Source organism: Streptomyces sp. NPDC104096, assembly GCF_055584385.1.
In genome coordinates this window covers 471,379-486,606 of record NZ_JBVJMD010000001.1, presented here as the reverse complement: position 1 = coordinate 486,606, position 15,228 = coordinate 471,379, and the positions used below count along the sequence as shown (strand labels likewise).

Annotated in this window: 14 protein-coding genes; 9 read left to right on the top strand and 5 right to left on the bottom strand. The window is 73.1% G+C overall.

The window, feature by feature from the left end:
- Positions 1-38: 38 nt before the first annotated feature.
- Positions 39-3,251, top strand: coding sequence for a tetratricopeptide repeat protein (locus ACZ60B_RS02310; protein ID WP_469383474.1), 3,213 nt, complete (start codon positions 39-41; stop codon positions 3,249-3,251).
- Between the two features lie 85 nt (positions 3,252-3,336).
- On the opposite strand, the gene ACZ60B_RS02305 is transcribed toward ACZ60B_RS02310, so the two are convergent.
- Together ACZ60B_RS02305 and mca are read right to left on the bottom strand one after the other, a co-directional pair.
- Positions 3,337-3,600, bottom strand: a complete 264-nt coding sequence (locus tag ACZ60B_RS02305) for a hypothetical protein (RefSeq protein WP_469383472.1) — start codon at positions 3,598-3,600, stop codon at positions 3,337-3,339.
- Positions 3,593-4,474, bottom strand: a complete 882-nt coding sequence (mca, locus tag ACZ60B_RS02300; protein ID WP_469383471.1) for a mycothiol conjugate amidase Mca — start codon at positions 4,472-4,474, stop codon at positions 3,593-3,595. The genes ACZ60B_RS02305 and mca overlap by 8 nt, the downstream gene beginning before the upstream one ends.
- 214 nt (positions 4,475-4,688) lie before the next feature.
- Here mca and ACZ60B_RS02295 point away from each other — a divergent pair, with 214 nt between their 5' ends.
- Both ACZ60B_RS02295 and greA read left to right on the top strand, forming a co-directional pair.
- The gene (locus tag ACZ60B_RS02295) at positions 4,689-5,087 is read left to right on the top strand and encodes a DUF4307 domain-containing protein (protein WP_469383469.1); all 399 of its coding nucleotides are present in this window, start codon (positions 4,689-4,691) and stop codon (positions 5,085-5,087) included.
- A gap of 248 nt (positions 5,088-5,335) precedes the next feature.
- Positions 5,336-5,836: a transcription elongation factor GreA gene (gene greA, locus ACZ60B_RS02290; RefSeq protein ID WP_469383467.1), complete on the top strand. Its 501-nt coding sequence runs from the start codon at positions 5,336-5,338 to the stop codon at positions 5,834-5,836.
- Between the two features lie 148 nt (positions 5,837-5,984).
- Here greA and ilvA read toward each other — a convergent pair whose 3' ends face one another.
- Positions 5,985-7,214, bottom strand: coding sequence for a threonine ammonia-lyase (gene ilvA / locus ACZ60B_RS02285; protein ID WP_469383465.1), 1,230 nt, complete (start codon positions 7,212-7,214; stop codon positions 5,985-5,987).
- A 163-nt stretch (positions 7,215-7,377) separates the two neighbouring features.
- On the opposite strand from ilvA, the gene ACZ60B_RS02280 reads away from it, so the two are divergent.
- From ACZ60B_RS02280 to ACZ60B_RS02270, 3 genes are all read left to right on the top strand, one after another.
- A complete protein-coding gene (locus ACZ60B_RS02280; RefSeq protein ID WP_469383564.1) occupies positions 7,378-7,884 on the top strand; it encodes a MarR family winged helix-turn-helix transcriptional regulator in 507 nt (168 codons plus the stop codon).
- 176 nt (positions 7,885-8,060) lie between these two features.
- On the top strand, positions 8,061-8,573 hold the full coding sequence (locus ACZ60B_RS02275; RefSeq protein ID WP_469383463.1) for a sigma factor-like helix-turn-helix DNA-binding protein: 513 nt from the start codon (positions 8,061-8,063) through the stop codon (positions 8,571-8,573).
- A gap of 40 nt (positions 8,574-8,613) precedes the next feature.
- Positions 8,614-8,862, top strand: a complete 249-nt coding sequence (locus ACZ60B_RS02270; RefSeq protein ID WP_469383462.1) for a hypothetical protein — start codon at positions 8,614-8,616, stop codon at positions 8,860-8,862.
- A gap of 4 nt (positions 8,863-8,866) precedes the next feature.
- Here the strand turns inward: ACZ60B_RS02270 and ACZ60B_RS02265 are convergent, their stop codons facing one another.
- Positions 8,867-10,027 carry a cystathionine gamma-synthase gene (locus ACZ60B_RS02265; RefSeq protein WP_469383460.1) on the bottom strand — a complete coding sequence of 387 codons (1,161 nt, stop codon included), beginning with the start codon at positions 10,025-10,027 and terminating at the stop codon, positions 8,867-8,869.
- Between the two features lie 124 nt (positions 10,028-10,151).
- Between ACZ60B_RS02265 and ACZ60B_RS02260 the strand changes: the two genes are divergently transcribed.
- Positions 10,152-11,270 carry a hypothetical protein gene (locus tag ACZ60B_RS02260; RefSeq protein WP_469383458.1) on the top strand — a complete coding sequence of 373 codons (1,119 nt, stop codon included), beginning with the start codon at positions 10,152-10,154 and terminating at the stop codon, positions 11,268-11,270.
- 167 nt (positions 11,271-11,437) lie between these two features.
- Complete coding sequence (locus ACZ60B_RS02255) at positions 11,438-12,910, top strand: FAD-binding protein (protein ID WP_469383456.1); 1,473 nt, start codon at positions 11,438-11,440, stop codon at positions 12,908-12,910.
- A gap of 98 nt (positions 12,911-13,008) precedes the next feature.
- Here ACZ60B_RS02255 and ACZ60B_RS02250 read toward each other — a convergent pair whose 3' ends face one another.
- Entirely contained in the window at positions 13,009-14,049 is a 1,041-nt protein-coding gene (locus ACZ60B_RS02250; protein WP_469383455.1) for an NAD(P)-dependent alcohol dehydrogenase, read from the bottom strand.
- A 178-nt stretch (positions 14,050-14,227) separates the two neighbouring features.
- Between ACZ60B_RS02250 and ACZ60B_RS02245 the strand changes: the two genes are divergently transcribed.
- Positions 14,228-15,139 (top strand): helix-turn-helix domain-containing protein, encoded by a 912-nt coding sequence (locus ACZ60B_RS02245; RefSeq protein ID WP_469383454.1) that lies wholly within the window; start codon positions 14,228-14,230, stop codon positions 15,137-15,139.
- The last annotated feature ends 89 nt before the right edge of the window (positions 15,140-15,228 follow it).

Sequence of the window (15,228 nt, the reverse complement as noted above, 5' to 3'; positions counted from 1 at the left end):
CCACGAGGCACACCGTCGCCGCCGGAGGGGGACCTGGCATGAGGGACAGTCACAGGGTGGAGGCCGAGCAGCTGATCGTGCGGGCCGTCGAGGAGGAGGTACGGCGCTCCGGCGGCCGTGCCGACGGACAGGTCCTGATCACGCGGGCGCGCGCCGCGCTCGACGCCATGGCGCGGACGGCCGCCGAGGAGTACGCGGCCTACACCCGCGCCCTCGACGAGGCGCACGCCGGACAGCTCAGCTTCGGCCAGCGCTACGCCCGTGAGGGTGGCGCGACCCCCCTGCTGGTGGCGGCCGTCGCCGCGGTCGCGGCCGCCGTCAGCGACCTGGCCCTGGGCACCGGCACGGGCACGGCGCTGGCCGCGGGCGCCACCGTCGGCGTGGTCGGCGCGGCGGCGACCGTCGTGAAGGTGGCCGGTTCCCATCTGCCGGCGGCACACCACCGGGCGGGAGCCGTGGGCCAGCCGGGCGGCCCCGAACAGCTGAGGTTGCAGTGGCTGACGGCGCTGGAGGTACGCGGGATCCGTCCGTTCCTGGACCAGCAGCGGGTGCTGAGCGCCTCCACCGGCCCGAAGAAGACGGGCCCGCAGCTGCGTGGGACGGACAAGAGCGCGGCCGCGCGCGGCCGTAGCGTGCTGGGCCAGTCCTTCGGGCAACTGCCCGAGCCCGGCGGGCCGTTCGCCGGCCGACGGACGGAGCTGGCGCAGCTCCGGCAGTGGGTGCAGGCGGCCCGTGCGAGCTCCGAGACCCGGCCCACGGTCGTCGTGCTGCACGGGGCGCCCGGCAGCGGTCGTACCACCCTCGCGGTCCGTGCCGCCCACGACCTGAAGGACCAGTTCCGGGGCGCGTGCGTGGTCGATCTGCGCGGCGACAGCGCGCAGGAACAGCCGCTGCCCACCCGGGACGCGCTGCTGCATCTGCTCAACCGGCTCGGCGCGCCCCGCGAGCAGTTGCTGTTCCGGGAGCGCGTCTCCCCCGAACAGCAGGTCAAACGGCTGACCGAGCTCTACCACCAGCATCTGACCGGGCTGCCCGTCACCGTGATCCTGGACGACGCCCGCGACCCCGAGCAGATCCGCACGCTGGTCCCCGAGCGCTCCGACAGCCTGGTGCTGGTCACCGCCCGCGAGCCGCTGGAGCTGCCCGCCGAGCTGACCGCCTGGGTGCACCGGCTGCCGGTACGGGCCCTGGACGCGGCGGGCGCGGAGGCGCTGCTCGGGGCGGCCGCGCAGGACAGCTCAGGGCCCTACGACGCCGAGTCGGCCGACCTGATAAGCCGGTTGTGCGGCGCGCTGCCGCTGGCCCTGCGGATCGCGGGCTCCGCGCTCGGCCCGCGCTCGCCCCGGCGGCTCGCCACCGACCTGAGCGCGTACGGCCCGGTCGAACCGGTCGAACGGGCCCTGTGGCTGCGCTACACCGACCAGCCGGACCCGGCCCGCAGGCTGCTCAGACGGCTGGCCCTGGCCGGCCGGGCCTCGCTCGGCGCGGCGGCCGCCGCCGCGCTGCTGGCCACCGACCGGCAGGAGGCCTCCCGGCTGCTCGAGGCGCTCGCCCGGGCGGGCCTGATCGACCATGTGCGCGGCGACCGCTACCGGCTGCACGACCTGGTCCGCGCCTTCGCCCAGGCCCGCCTCCTCGACGAGGAGGAACCGGCCGAGCGCACGGCCGCGCAGGAACGGCTGATCGTCAGCTACGCCGAGCTGGCCGACTCGGTGCTGCGGCTCGTCGACGGCAACATGTCCACCCGCTCGGACCGGTTCAGCCCGCACGGCTTCACCTCCCTCGACGAGGCACTGCGCTGGCTGGACGACGAGTCGAGCTTCATCACCGCGACCCTGCGGCACGCGGAGGGCGTGGACCAGGCCGCGGTGCAGAACCTGCTCGGCGCGCTGTGCGACTACTGCCTGCTGCGCGGCGACCTCTACCGGCTGGGCGAGATCAGCGAACTGGCCCAGTCCGTCGACCAGGGGCTGCTGGTCCGCTCGGTGCAGTGGCGCACCGGCATCGCGGCCCGCCAGCTCGGCGAACTCGACAAGGCCCGTACGACCCTCGCGTCCGTCGTCGACCTCTACCGGGAGGCCCACCACGACGCCGGCGCCGCCCGTGCCCTGTGCTCGCTGGGCATCACGCTGCACCACCAGGGCCTGCTGACCGAGGCGGCGGCGCGACTGCGGGAGGCCCTGGCCCTCCAGACGGACCCGGCACTCGCCACCGACCGCGCCTGGACCATGCACGCGCTGGCCGCCGTGGAACGCGACCGCGCCCGCCTCGCCGAGGCCCTCGACCTGCTGACCCGCTCCCTGGTGCTGCACCGCGAGGGCGGTTCCGTGCACGGCGAGGCGTGGGCCCACTTCCAGCTCGGCCAGCTCGGGCTGCGCATGGGCGACGTACCGCGCGCGGAGGCGGAGCTCGGCAAGGCCCTCGACCTGTACGGCCGCACCCGCGACGCCCGCGGCGAGGCCTGGGCGCTGACCCAGCTGGCGCGGGCCCGGCTGGTGGCCGGTGATCCCTCGCCCGCGGTGGACGGCCTGCGCCGGGCGGCCGACCGGCACCGCGACAACGAGGACGCCCGCGGCGAGGCCTGGACCCTCTACTACCTCGGCCAGTCGCTGGAGGAGACCGGCGACCTGGACCGCGCGCTGCGCGCGCTGGAACGTTCCCGCACGATGTTCTCCCGGATGCGCGACGTCTACGGCCTGGCCTGCGCCCGCCACCACTCGGCCCGGGTGACCCGGGACCAGCGCGCCGCGCAGACCGGCTCGCTGCGCAACTCCGGCTTCGCCCGTCAGCTCCTCGTCGACGCCCGCGCCGACTTCCAGCGCATCGGCGTCGCCCACGGGGAGGCCTGGACCTGCCTGGAACTGGCGGTCGTCGACGCGGGCAACGCCCGTGACCGGCAGGCCCTGGCGCTGTGCGAGGAGGCCACCGCCCTGTTCACCTCGTACGGCGATCTGCGCGGTGCCGACTGGGCCGCCTTCCTGCGCTGCACCCTGCTGCCGCACACCGACCCCGCCGGGGCCGAGGCCGGCACCGCGGCGGCCCTGCGGGAGGTGACCCGGCTCACCGGCTCGGACCACCCGCTGCGCGACGCGAAACTGACCGGCTGCCTGGAGGCGTACCGGCTGCTGCTGGAGCGGGGCGTGAGCCCGGAGGCGGACTGGCAGGCATGGCGCCTGGGCATGGTCCCCGACCGGCACGCCCGCGAGGTGATGGGCGTACCGGTACCGGCGGGGACACGAGCCGCGCAGTGACTCCCGCGGACGCGGGACGGTGGGACGGCCGGGCGCGGGGCGGTGGGATCGCCGCCCCCGCCCGGTCCGGCCCGACCGGGGCCGGTCAGCCCTGCCGGGGCTCGGCCTGAGCGGCCGCCGTCGCCCGGGAGCCGGCCTCGGCCGCGGAGTCCGCGTCCGGGGACTCCTTGAAGTCGACCTTGCCCATGTGCTTGTTCATGGACTTCATCAGGGCCCACACCGCCAGGGCCATCACCGCGAAGACGATGAAACCGAGGACGCCGGGGGTGACCTTGTTCTCGTCGACCTCCTTGGCGAGGGGGACGAGGTGCGTCACTGCCAGACTCACGCTTGCGCTCATGTCAGGCATTGTCGCGGATGCCCGCAAAGAGGTCGTCCTCGGGGAGGGAGGTGTCCACGAGGGACTTCGCCAGCTCGTACTCCTCCGTCGGCCAGACCTCCTTCTGGAGGTCCAGCGGCACCCGGAACCAGCCGCCGTCGGGGTCGATCTGCGTGGCGTGCGCGATCAGCGCCTTGTCGCGGATCTCGAAGAAGTCGGCGCACGGAACGTGCGTGGTGAGCGTGCGCTCGGTGCGTTCGAACTCGCTCCAGCGCTTGAGCCAGTCCCCGTACGGCGACTCCATGCCCCGGTCCAGCAGCGCCCGGTGCAGCGCCTCGGTGCGCGGACGGTTGAAGCCCTGGTTGTAGTACAGCTTGAGCGGGCGGTGGACCGGGCCGTACTCGCTCTCGGGGTACTTCTCGGCGTCCGCCGCGCCCTCGAACGCCACCATCGAGATCTTGTGGGTCATGATGTGGTCGGGGTGCGGGTAGCCGCCGTTCTCGTCGTAGGTGGTGATCACCTGGGGACGGAACGAGCGGATCTGCTTGACCAGCTCGCCGGCCGCCTTGTCGACGTCCTCCAGGGCGAAACAGCCCTCGGGCAGCGGGGGCAGCGGGTCGCCCTCGGGCAGGCCGGAGTCGACGAAGCCGAGCCACTCCTGCTTGACGCCGAGGATCTCCCGGGCCTCGTCCATCTCCTTGCGGCGCACCTCGTGGATGTTCTCCTCGATGTACTTGTCGCCCTGGAGCTTCGGGTTGAGGATGGAGCCGCGTTCCCCGCCCGTGCAGGTCACGACCAGCACGTCCACCCCCTCGGACACGTACTTCGCCATGGTGGCCGCGCCCTTGCTCGACTCGTCGTCGGGGTGCGCGTGCACGGCCATCAGTCGCAGCTGGTCAGTCAAGACTCATTCCTCGGTGGTCGGCCCCCGCTGGGCACGGGTGCAGGTCGGTGGGTGCCGGCCCGCAGGGGAGGTCGTTGTGGGGTGGCGGTCGGGCCGCGGGCGGGCGGCTTCTATAGTGACCGAATCGGGGGACGAATAATTCCGGGGCCCCGCTCCGGAGGGCACTTTCGGAGCTTCATCCGACACCGCCGAGGGCGTTGCCGAGAGGACGATCATGAGCACGGCGAGCACGGGACTGCCCGAGGGCCGTTACGGCCGTTCCTCGGACGAGCGGGCCGACCGCACGCTCAAGCTCGTCGGGGCCGTGCTCGGCGCCGCGCTGCTGGCCCTGATCGGTTTCCTCGGCTACCACTACGTGGTCCAGAACGAGATCAGCGCCCAGGTGATCACCTTCGACGCCTCGGCGCACGCGGTGAAGGTCCATCTCGAGGTGCACAAGGACGCGGGCGCCGACGGCTACTGCACGCTGCGCTCCCAGGCCGCCGACGGCTCCGAGGTCGGCCGGGCGGACTTCCGCTTCTCCGGCTCGGCCACGCGGATCGACAAGGTCGTCACCCTGCGTACGACGGCCCCCGGCACCACGGCCCAGCTCCTCGGGTGTCACACCGGCTGACACCGGCCGCCCACCGCCGGAACCGGCCTCTACCGGCCGGTACCGGCCGACATCGGCCGCTACCGGCTGACGAGGTGCGCATCCTCCGGAATGCGTAGCCGCTGACCTGCGCCGACAGAATTCTGGTGGCTTATGTCCTCCCCCTACGGGCCATGAATTGTTAGGCTCGTGGTTTCGCCCATCCGTGAGGGACCATTCTTGTGGGGAGGGCGATGCTTTGTATTCCCTGTACCGACGAGGAGCACCCTGTGACCCAGACCAGCGAGAACGTCACCTGGCTGACCCAGGAGGCGTACAACAAGCTCAAGGACGAGCTTGCGTACCTTACTGGTCCCGCGCGCACGGAGATCGCCGCCAAGATCGCGGCCGCGCGCGAGGAGGGCGACCTGCGCGAGAACGGCGGGTACCACGCCGCCAAGGAGGAGCAGGGCAAGCAGGAGCTCCGCGTGCGCCAGCTGACCCAGCTCATGGAGAACGCCCAGGTGGGCGAGGCCCCGACCTCGGCGGACGGCACGGTCGCGCCCGGCATGGTCGTGACGATCGCCTTCGACGGCGACGAGGACGACACGATGCAGTTCCTGCTCGCCTCGCGCGAGTACGCGAGCGCCGACATCGAGACCTACTCGCCGCAGTCCCCGCTGGGTTCCGGCGTGATCGGCCACAAGGTCGGCGAGGACGCGGAGTACGAGCTGCCCAACGGCAAGAAGGCGTCGGTGCGCATCCTGAAGGCCGAGCCCTACAGCGGCTGAGCCCTTTCACCTCGTACGAAGCCCCCGGCGCCCCCGAGACGCCGGGGGCTTCGTCGTACGGCGGCCGGACGGTACTCGTCCACCGCTCGCCGTACGCCCGTACGCCCGGCTGCCCGGCTGCCCGGCTGCCCGCGAAGCGCACCCGGTCTCAGCCGATGACCGTGTACCCCGCCTCGCGAAGGGCCCGGCCGACCTCGGCGCAGTGCTCCGCGCCCTTCGTCTCCAGGTGCAGCTCCACCTCCGCCTCCGCGAGGCCGAGCCGCGGGTCGGTCCGTACGTGGCTCACGTCCAGGACGTTGGCGTCGGCCACCGACAGCACGCCCAGGAGCCCCGCGAGGGCACCCGGCCGGTCCGTCAGGCGTACGGTGACCGCGAGGTAGCGGCCCTGCGCGGCCATGCCGTGCCGCAGGATCCGCTGGAGCAGCAGCGGGTCGACGTTGCCGCCCGACAGCAGCGCCACCACCGGCCCCTCGAAGGCCTCGGGCTCGCTCAGCAGTGCCGCGACCGGACTCGCCCCGGCGGGTTCGACGACCAGTTTGGCCCGCTCCAGGCAGTGCAGCAGCGCGGTCGACAGGGCGTCCTCGCCGACCGTGCGGACCTCGTCCACCAGCGTGTCGACGATCCCGAAGGGCACGTCACCGGGCCGGCCCACCTTGATGCCGTCGGCCATGGTGGCCGGGTTCTCGATCGACACCGGGCGTCCGGCGGCCAGCGAGGGCGGATAGGCCGCCGCGCCCTCCGCCTGCACACCGACGATCCGCACGTCCGGCCGCAGCGCCTTCACCGCGACCGCGACCCCGGCCGCCAGACCGCCGCCGCCGATCCCGACCACGATCGTGCGCACCTCGGGGCACTGGTCCAGGATCTCCAGGCCCACCGTGCCCTGGCCCGCGATGATGTCGGGGTGGTCGAAGGGGTGGATGAACACCGCGCCCGTCCTGTCCGCGTGCTCCTGGGCGGCGGCCAGCGTCTCGTCGACCACCTGTCCGTGCAGCCGCACCTCGGCGCCGTAGTGCTGGGTCGCGCTGATCTTCGGCAGTGGGGCGCCCTTGGGCATGAACACGGTGGAACGCACCCCGAGCAGCGACGACGCCAGCGCGACGCCCTGCGCGTGGTTGCCCGCGCTGGCGGCGACGACACCGGCGGCCCGCTCCTCGGGCAGCAGCCCGGCGATCCGCACGTAGGCGCCGCGCAGCTTGAACGACCCGGTCCGCTGGAGGTTCTCGCACTTCAGGTGCACCGGCGCGCCCACCAGCCGCGACAGGTACCTGCTGCCTTCCATCGCGGTCGTGCGGGCCACGCCCGCGAGCATCTTCTGCGCTCCGCGCACGTCGTCCAGGGTGACCGGCGGCAAGGGGTCGGCCTTGCGGTAGTTCATGTCTCAAGTCTCGCAGTTCACACACGGAGCGTTCCTTTGTGACCAACCACCGAGACTGGTTTCCTCAGCGCCGGTACGGCTCGCCCTTCGGCCGCGTACCCTGTCCCCCACATCCCAGCACCCTTCATGAAGTGAGTCCGCGGCCATGCCCACAACACCCGAAATGTCGATGGACATGACGACCCTCGGTGACCCCGGCCTTCTGGAGACCCTCCAGCACGAGGTGGCGGTGTTCGCCCGCCGTGCCGAACAGACCCGGCTCGGTGGCGTGGGGCAGGTGCGCAACTCCATGGACCGCGCCGCGTACCTCCTGCTCAACCGGCTGGACAACGAAGGCCCGATGGGCGTCAAGGCGCTCGCCGCGAGCATGGGCATCGACTCCTCGACCGTCACCCGGCAGGTGGCCCCGCTGGTGGACACCGGCCTGGTCAAGCGCACCTCGCACCCGGAGGACGGGCGCGCGGTGGTGCTCCAGCTGTCCCCGCGGGGGCTGGCGCGACTGGAGGAAGTGCGCTCGTCGAGGCGTCAGTTGATGGCCGAGCTGACGCACGACTGGGCGCCCGAGGAGCGTGAGGCGTTCTGCTCGCTGCTGACCCGTTTCAACAGCGCGCTCTCCGCCCGGATGGCGCCCCAGGCGATCGCGGGCTCCAACCCGCAGCCCGCTTCCTGAACCGCAGCCGGCACGCCGGGCCGCGGCGGTCTCCCGTACCGGGACGCGCGGCCCGCGGTTTCCGGCCGTGCGCGCCCCTTGACCGAAAGGCCGCCCCGGGCCTCATATGAGACCGGGTCTCCCTCACCAACGGCGGGGAACCGTTTCCTCAGGGCGGCTGTCAGGCGGGAGGCACGGTGCGAGAACGGCATGCCCCGCAAGCTGCCCGCCAGGACCGGGAGTTCGAGTCGTTCGTGGCCGGCGCGGGCGGACGGCTGCTGCACACCGCCACGCTGCTCACGGCGGAGGCGCCGGACGACAACCCGCGCGCGCGACGCCTGCTGACGCTGGCCCTGGCCCACACCTACGCGTACTGGGACCGGCTGCGCGGCGAGGATCCGTACGACCGCACCCGCCGATGTCTGGCCACCCGGTTCGCCCACGGTGCGTGGCACCGGTACGGCGTTCTCGGTATCGGCCGTCGCGCCCGCGAGCACCCCGCGAGCGCGCTGGCCGTCCTCACGGCGCAGGAGCGTCTGATCCTGGTCCTGCGACTGTACGAGGGGGTCGCCGAGGAACAGGCGGCGTCGCTGCTCGGGCTGCCCGTCGAACGCGTCCACGCGATCTGCGACCGGGCGACGGCCACCCTGCTGCACCCGCCCAGGAGCGCGGCGCCGACGGTGGCCGGGGCGAAGGTGGCCCCGTCGTGACGGCCCCCGGGGCGGGGCGGCCGCGCGCGGGGAGGCGCCGGTGAACCGGCCCGAGCGGGAGGCGGCGGCGCGGCGGATCATGGAACGGACCCCGCCCCGGCTGCCGCCCGGCCTGCACGCGGACGCCGTACGCCGGGGCAGTCGCATCCTGCGGCGCAGGACGCGCGTGCGCCGCCTGCTGTGGCTGCTGCTGCTCGCCGGGGTGCTGGCGTTCACGGTCTGGGCGCTGACCGCCCGGCCCTGGGTGGAGCCGCCCTCGGACACGACTCCACCACTGACCGGCTGGTGAACCGCTAGGAGCGGTCCAGGGCCTGCTGGAGGTCCTCCAGCAGGTCCTCGACGTTCTCGATGCCCACGGAGAGGCGTACGAGATCGGCGGGCACCTCCAGGGCCGAGCCCGCCGCGGAGGCGTGCGTCATGCGCCCGGGGTGCTCGATCAGCGACTCGACGCCGCCGAGGGACTCGCCGAGCGTGAACACCTTGGCCCGGTTGCAGACCTCGACCGCCGCCTCCTCGCCGCCCTCGACCTGGAAGGACACCATGCCGCCGAACGCCCTCATCTGCTTGGCGGCGACCTCGTGCCCGGCGTGCTCGGGCAGGCCCGGGTAGAGCACACGCGTCACGCGCGGGTGCCGGGTGAGCATGTCGGTGATCTTCGTGGCGTTCTCGCTGTGCCGGTCCATGCGCACCGACAGCGTCTTGGTGCCGCGCAGCACCAGCCAGGAGTCGAAGGGCCCGGCGACCGCGCCCATCGCGTTCTGGTGGTAGGCGAGCTCCTCGCCCAGCCCGGCGTCGTTGACGATCAGCGCGCCGCCGACGACGTCCGAGTGGCCGCCCATGTACTTGGTCAGGGAGTGCACCACGACGTCCGCGCCGAGCGCCAGCGGCTGCTGGAGGTACGGCGTGGCGAAGGTGTTGTCGACGACCAGCCGGGCGCCCGCGTCACGGGCGATCTGGGCGACGGCGGCGATGTCGGTGATGCCGAGCAGCGGGTTGGAGGGGGTCTCCACCCACACGGCCTTGGTCCGCGGCGTGATGGCCGCCCGTACGGCGGCGGGATCGCTGGTGTCGGCCACCGACCACTCCACGCCCCACCGGGCGACGACCTTCGCGAACAGCCGGAACGTGCCGCCGTACGCGTCGTTCGGGATGACCACGTGGTCGCCGGGGCTCAGCAGCGTACGCAACAGGCAGTCCTCGGCCGCCAGTCCGGACGCGAACGCGAGGCCGCGACGGCCGCCCTCGAGGGCGGCGAGGTTCTCTTCGAGGGCGGTGCGGGTCGGATTGGCGCTGCGGCTGTACTCGTAGCCGCCGCGCAGACCGCCGACGCCGTCCTGTTTGTAGGTCGAGACCTGGTAGATGGGCGGGACCACGGCGCCGGTGAGGGGGTCGGCGGTGTTGCCCGCGTGGATCGCGAGGGTCTCGAAGTGCTGACTGATGTGCCTGTCGCTCATGGGCCCCGAGCGTAGTGCGCCCGGAGGGCCGGTGTCGGGCGGCGGGACGGCGGGGCCCCGTGGCGGCGACGTCGTTCGTCGAACGGGTTGGCCAATTGTCGGCGCCGTCTGGTTCGCTTGAGCCATGGAGATTCTCTGGGTCCTGATGGCGCTGGTCATGCTGGGCTTCGCGCTGAGCCCCTTCCTGCTGCGCAGGCGCGCCCGGATCGAGCAGGTGGCCCCCGGACATCCGGACGCCGCCGATCCGGCGAGGTACGGGTTCGTGCGCGAGGAGGCGCTGGACATCCGTCTGCCCGGCCGCGACAAGGACCTCGTCGACGTCCTGGACCTGGTGCAGCGCACCCAGGACTACCGGGCGGCGCAGCAACTGCTGGCCGGCACCGAGACGGAGGGTGAGCTGCGCTGGCAGCGCGTGCAGTCCCTCGCGGGGGCGGCCTCGCTGGAGCTGCTGCAGCGTCCCGGCGGGGTGAGCGAGACGCCGGGCGGACAGTGGCTGCGGGTGTGGCGGGCCGAGGCGCCCAAGGACGCGGGCGGTGCGGCGGTGCACGCCGAGTTCCTGGTGCAGCAGGCGTGGCGGACGTCGACGCCGGGGACGGAGGAGTTCCGGATCATCATGGAGGAGGCCAGGGACGCCTGCGGGCAGGCGGCGCTGCTCGCCCCCGGCGACCCGGTCCCGTACATCGTCGAGCTGTCGGTGGCCCGCGGGCTGGCGTACACCCAGCCCGAGTTCGAGCAGCTGTGGCTGAAGATCCTGGACCGCGCCCCGGCGCACATGGGCGCGCACCTGGCGGCGCTGCACCACTGGTGCGAGAAGTGGCACGGTTCGCGCGAGCTGGCGTACTCCTTCGCCGAGTCCGCGGCGGCCCGCGCCCCCGAGGGCTCGCTGCTGGCCGCCATGCCGCTCTTCGCGGTCTTCGAGCACCTGCCCGAGCTGAACCTGGTCAACAGCTTCTACCAGAGCGAGGTCGTGACCAGGGCGATCCACGGCGCGCTGTTCTCGGTGCACGCGGCCCGTCCCGACGACCCGATGCTGGCGCACGTCCGTCACCTCCTCGTCTACTTCCTGGTCCGCGCCGAACGCTGGTCCGAGGCGATGACCCAGCTGATATACGTCGACGGCCATGTGGGTGCCCTCCCGTGGTCCCTGTCCGCCGACCCGGCCGCCGATTTCGCGACGTACCGGGCACTGGCGGTGGGGGGCTTCGAGGCGAACGGCGGCACCCCGGCGACGCTCCCGCACTGAACGCCGGGCGCCGGACCCCCGGCCCTCACGCGGTGCGCGGAAACGGTCGCGGCAGCCCCTGACACCGGCTCGCCCGGGGTGGTCGAAACCTGCGCCCGGCGTGGTCAACTGACCTACGCTGACCGGGATTTGACCATTTCGGATCGGCTGGAAGGTGGTAGGGGCGGATGGCTCACACCCCGTCAAGACGTGCCGTGCTGCGCGGACTCGCCGTCACCGGGACGGCGGTGATCGGCTTCGATCCCGGTACCCGCGCCTGGGCCGCGGCCGGATCGGTCCCCGGTCCCGGCACGGCCGGGATCCCCCGGCTGGACGGAACACTCGTCACGGACGAGCCGTCGCTCGCCGCCACCGCCGACGACTACGGGCACGTGGTGCACCACCGTCCCGTCGCCGTCCTGCGCCCGGGTTCGGTCCGCGACGTCGTCGCCATGGTCCGGTTCTGCGACGAGCGGCGCCTGCCGGTCGCGCCGCGCGGGCAGGGACACGCCACCTTCGGTCAGGCGCAGGTGACGGGCGGTCTGGTCATCGAGACCGCGACCCTCGCGGACATCGGTCACGTGGGGCCGGACAGCACCACCGTCACCGTCGGGACGGGCGCCCGGTGGAGCGACGTCGCCCGGGCGACGACCGCCCACGGGCTCACCCCGCCCGTCTTCACCGACTATCTCGAACTCTCCGTCGGCGGCACCCTGTCCGTGGGCGGGCTGGGCGGCCAGACCCACCGGCACGGCGCCCAGGTCGACAACGTCACCGAACTCCTGGTCGTCACCGGAGCGGGCGAGGCCGTCCGCTGCTCCCCCACCCGGCGCCCCGACCTCTTCCACGCCGTCCTGGCCGGGCTCGGCCAGTGCGGTGTCGTCGTCGAGGCGACGCTGCGGCTGGTGCGCGCGCCGGAGACCGTACGCCACTACCTGCTGTCGTACGACGACCTGGAGACCTTCCTCGACGACCAGCGCGTCCTCGTCGAGGAGGACCGCTTCGACTACGTCGAGGGCCAGGTCGTCGCGGACGCCGACGGCGCCTTCCGCTCGTACCTCCTGGAGGCGGTGGCCTACGGCCCGCCGGCCGGACCCGCGCCCGACGACACCGCCCTGCTGCGCGGCCTGCGCCACGACCCGGCCCGGGTCGAGCGCGCCGACCTGGCCTACTACGACTTCCTCGACCGGCTGGCCCCGGCCGTGGCCGCGCTGAAGGCGGCGGGCCTGTGGTCGTACGCCCACCCGTGGCTCAACCTGCTGCTGCCCGGGACGTCCGCCGCCGCGCTCGCCGGCCGGGTGCTGGACGCCCTCACCCCGGCCGACCTGGGTCCCGGCGTCGTCCTGCTCTACCCGCTGCGCCGGGACCGGCTGACCACCCCGCTGCTGCGCACCTCCGACGACCGTCTGCCGTACCTCCTCGGGGTGCTGCGCGCCGCGCCGCCGGACGACACCGCCGCCGTCGACCGCCTGCTGGCGGCCAACCGCTCCGCCTACGAGGCGACCGCCGCGGCCGGCGGCACCCAGTACCCGGTCGGCAGCATCCCCTTCACCCGCGCGGACTGGCGGGCCCACTTCGGCCCGGCCTGGCCGCGGCTGAAGGCGGCGAAGCGTACGTACGACCCGCGCGGGATCCTGGTCCCGGGCCAGGGCGTCTTCTGAGCGCCGCCGGCCCGGCCGCCCGCCTCCCCGGGTGAGGGGCGGGCGGGCGGCCGGGCCGGGGGCGACGCGCGACAGGCGGCAGGCGGCAGACGGCGCGGTCAGATCGTCGCGACGTCGATCACGAACCGGTAGCGCACATCGCTGGCGAGCACCCGCTCGTACGCCTCGTTGATCTCGTCGGCGCGGACCAGTTCGATCTCGGCGCCGAAGCCGTGCTCCGCACAGAAGTCCAGCATCTCCTGGGTCTCGCGGATGCCGCCGATGCTGGATCCGGCCAGCGTCTTGCGGCCGCCGATCAGCGAGAAGAGGTTGAGGGAGATCGGCTCCTCGGGGGCGCCCACGTTCACCAGCGCGCCGTCGGACTTCAGCAGGGACAGGTACGTGCCGAAGTCGAGCGGCGCCGACACCGTGGAGACGATCAGGTCGAAGCTGCCGCGCAGCTCCTCGAAGGTCTTCGGGTCGCTGGTGGCGTAGTAGTGGTCGGCGCCCAGCTTCAGGCCGTCCTCCTGCTTGCGCAGGGACTGCGACAGCACGGTCACCTCGGCGCCGAGCGCGTGCGCGATCTTGACGCCCATGTGGCCGAGGCCGCCCATGCCGAGGATGGCGACCTTCTTGCCGGGGCCGGCGTTCCAGTGCCGCAGCGGCGAGTACAGGGTGACGCCGGCGCACAGCAGCGGCGCGGCCTCGTCCAGCTTGAGGCCGTCGGGGATGCGGACGACGTAGTTCTCGTCGACGACGACCTTCTCGGAGTAGCCGCCGTAGGTCGGCTGCCCGTCCCGGCCGACGCCGTTGTACGTCATGGTGGCGCCGTCGGTGCAGTACTGCTCCAGGCCCGCCTTGCAGTTGTCGCACTCCCGGCAGGAGTCGACCATGCAGCCGACGCCCACCCGGTCGCCGACGGCGAACCGGGTCACGCCGGGGCCGACCTCGGAGACGACACCCGCGATCTCGTGACCGGGGACCATGGGGAAGATGGCCTGGCCCCAGCCCTCGCGGGCCTGGTGGATGTCCGAGTGGCAGATGCCGGCGAACTTGATGTCGATCAGCACGTCGAACTCGCGGACCGCGCGGCGCTCGATCGTGGTGCGCTCCAGCGGCGCCTTGGCTGCGGGGGCGGCGTAAGCGGCGACAGTGGTCATGCCGATTCTCCTAGCTGGTGATTCCGTGCCCGGCCGTCCTCGGCCGGGCACGGTGACCAGCCTGCCCGACATCCGGGCATCCACCCAGGCCACGCTTGTGCCTACGACCGCTGTTCCTACCACTGGCGGGGTCAGGCTCGCAGCGTAGGACCAGCCGCGGGCCGTGAATACTGGTCGTATGGACGAACTGCCCGAGCCCGTAGCGGGGCCCCTGGAGCCGGGCCGGGCGGCGCTGGACCGCCGGGCCGAGCTCAGCGAGTTCCTGCGGTCCCGGCGGGCCCGGCTGAAGCCGGAGGACGTGGGGCTGCCGGACTTCGGACGGCACCGCCGGGTGCCCGGACTGCGGCGCGAGGAGCTGGCCCAGCTGGCCGGGGTGTCCGTGGCGTACTACACGCGGCTGGAGCAGGGCAACGGGCGGAACGTGTCGGCGGAGGTGCTGGACTCGATCGCGCGGGCGCTGCGGCTGAACGGCGCCGAGCACGCGCACCTCACGCATCTGGCCAAGCCCAAGCAGCACAAGCGCAGGCCGGCGGCACGGCAGCAGCAGGTGCGGACCGGGCTGCGGCAGCTGCTGGACAGCATGGAGGGCATCCCGGCCTACGTCTCGGGCCGGCGCTCGGACATCCTCGCGTGGAACCGGATGGCGGCGGCCCTGTTCGGCGACTGGTCGGAGCTGCCCGCGCAGGAACGGAACTGGGCCCGGCTGGTGTTCCTCAGGCCCGACTACCGCGACCTGTTCGTGGACTGGGACCAGAAGGCGACCGACATCGTCAGCTACCTGCGGATGGACGCCGGCTGCCATCCGGACGATCCGCGGCTGTCGGCGCTGGTCGGCGAGCTCTCCGTGAAGAGCGAGGCGTTCCGCAGGCTGTGGGCCACGCACGACGTCAAGGAGAAGAGCCACGGCACCAAGCGGATGCGCCATCCGCTCGTCGGCGAGCTCGCCCTCTCCTTCGAGACGTTCGGCCTGGTCGACGACAGCGAACAGCACCTGATCACCTATCACGCGGAGCCGGGCTCCGCGTCGGCCGAGGCGCTGCGCCTGCTGGCCAGCTGGGGCACGGACGCGACCCGCGTACCGCTGACCTGAGCGGGCGCGCCCGGGGCGGCGGGCCGGGGCGCGGAAGGGCCCGGGGCGGCCCGCGGGGGTGCGGAAGGGCCCGGGGCGGCCCGCGGGGG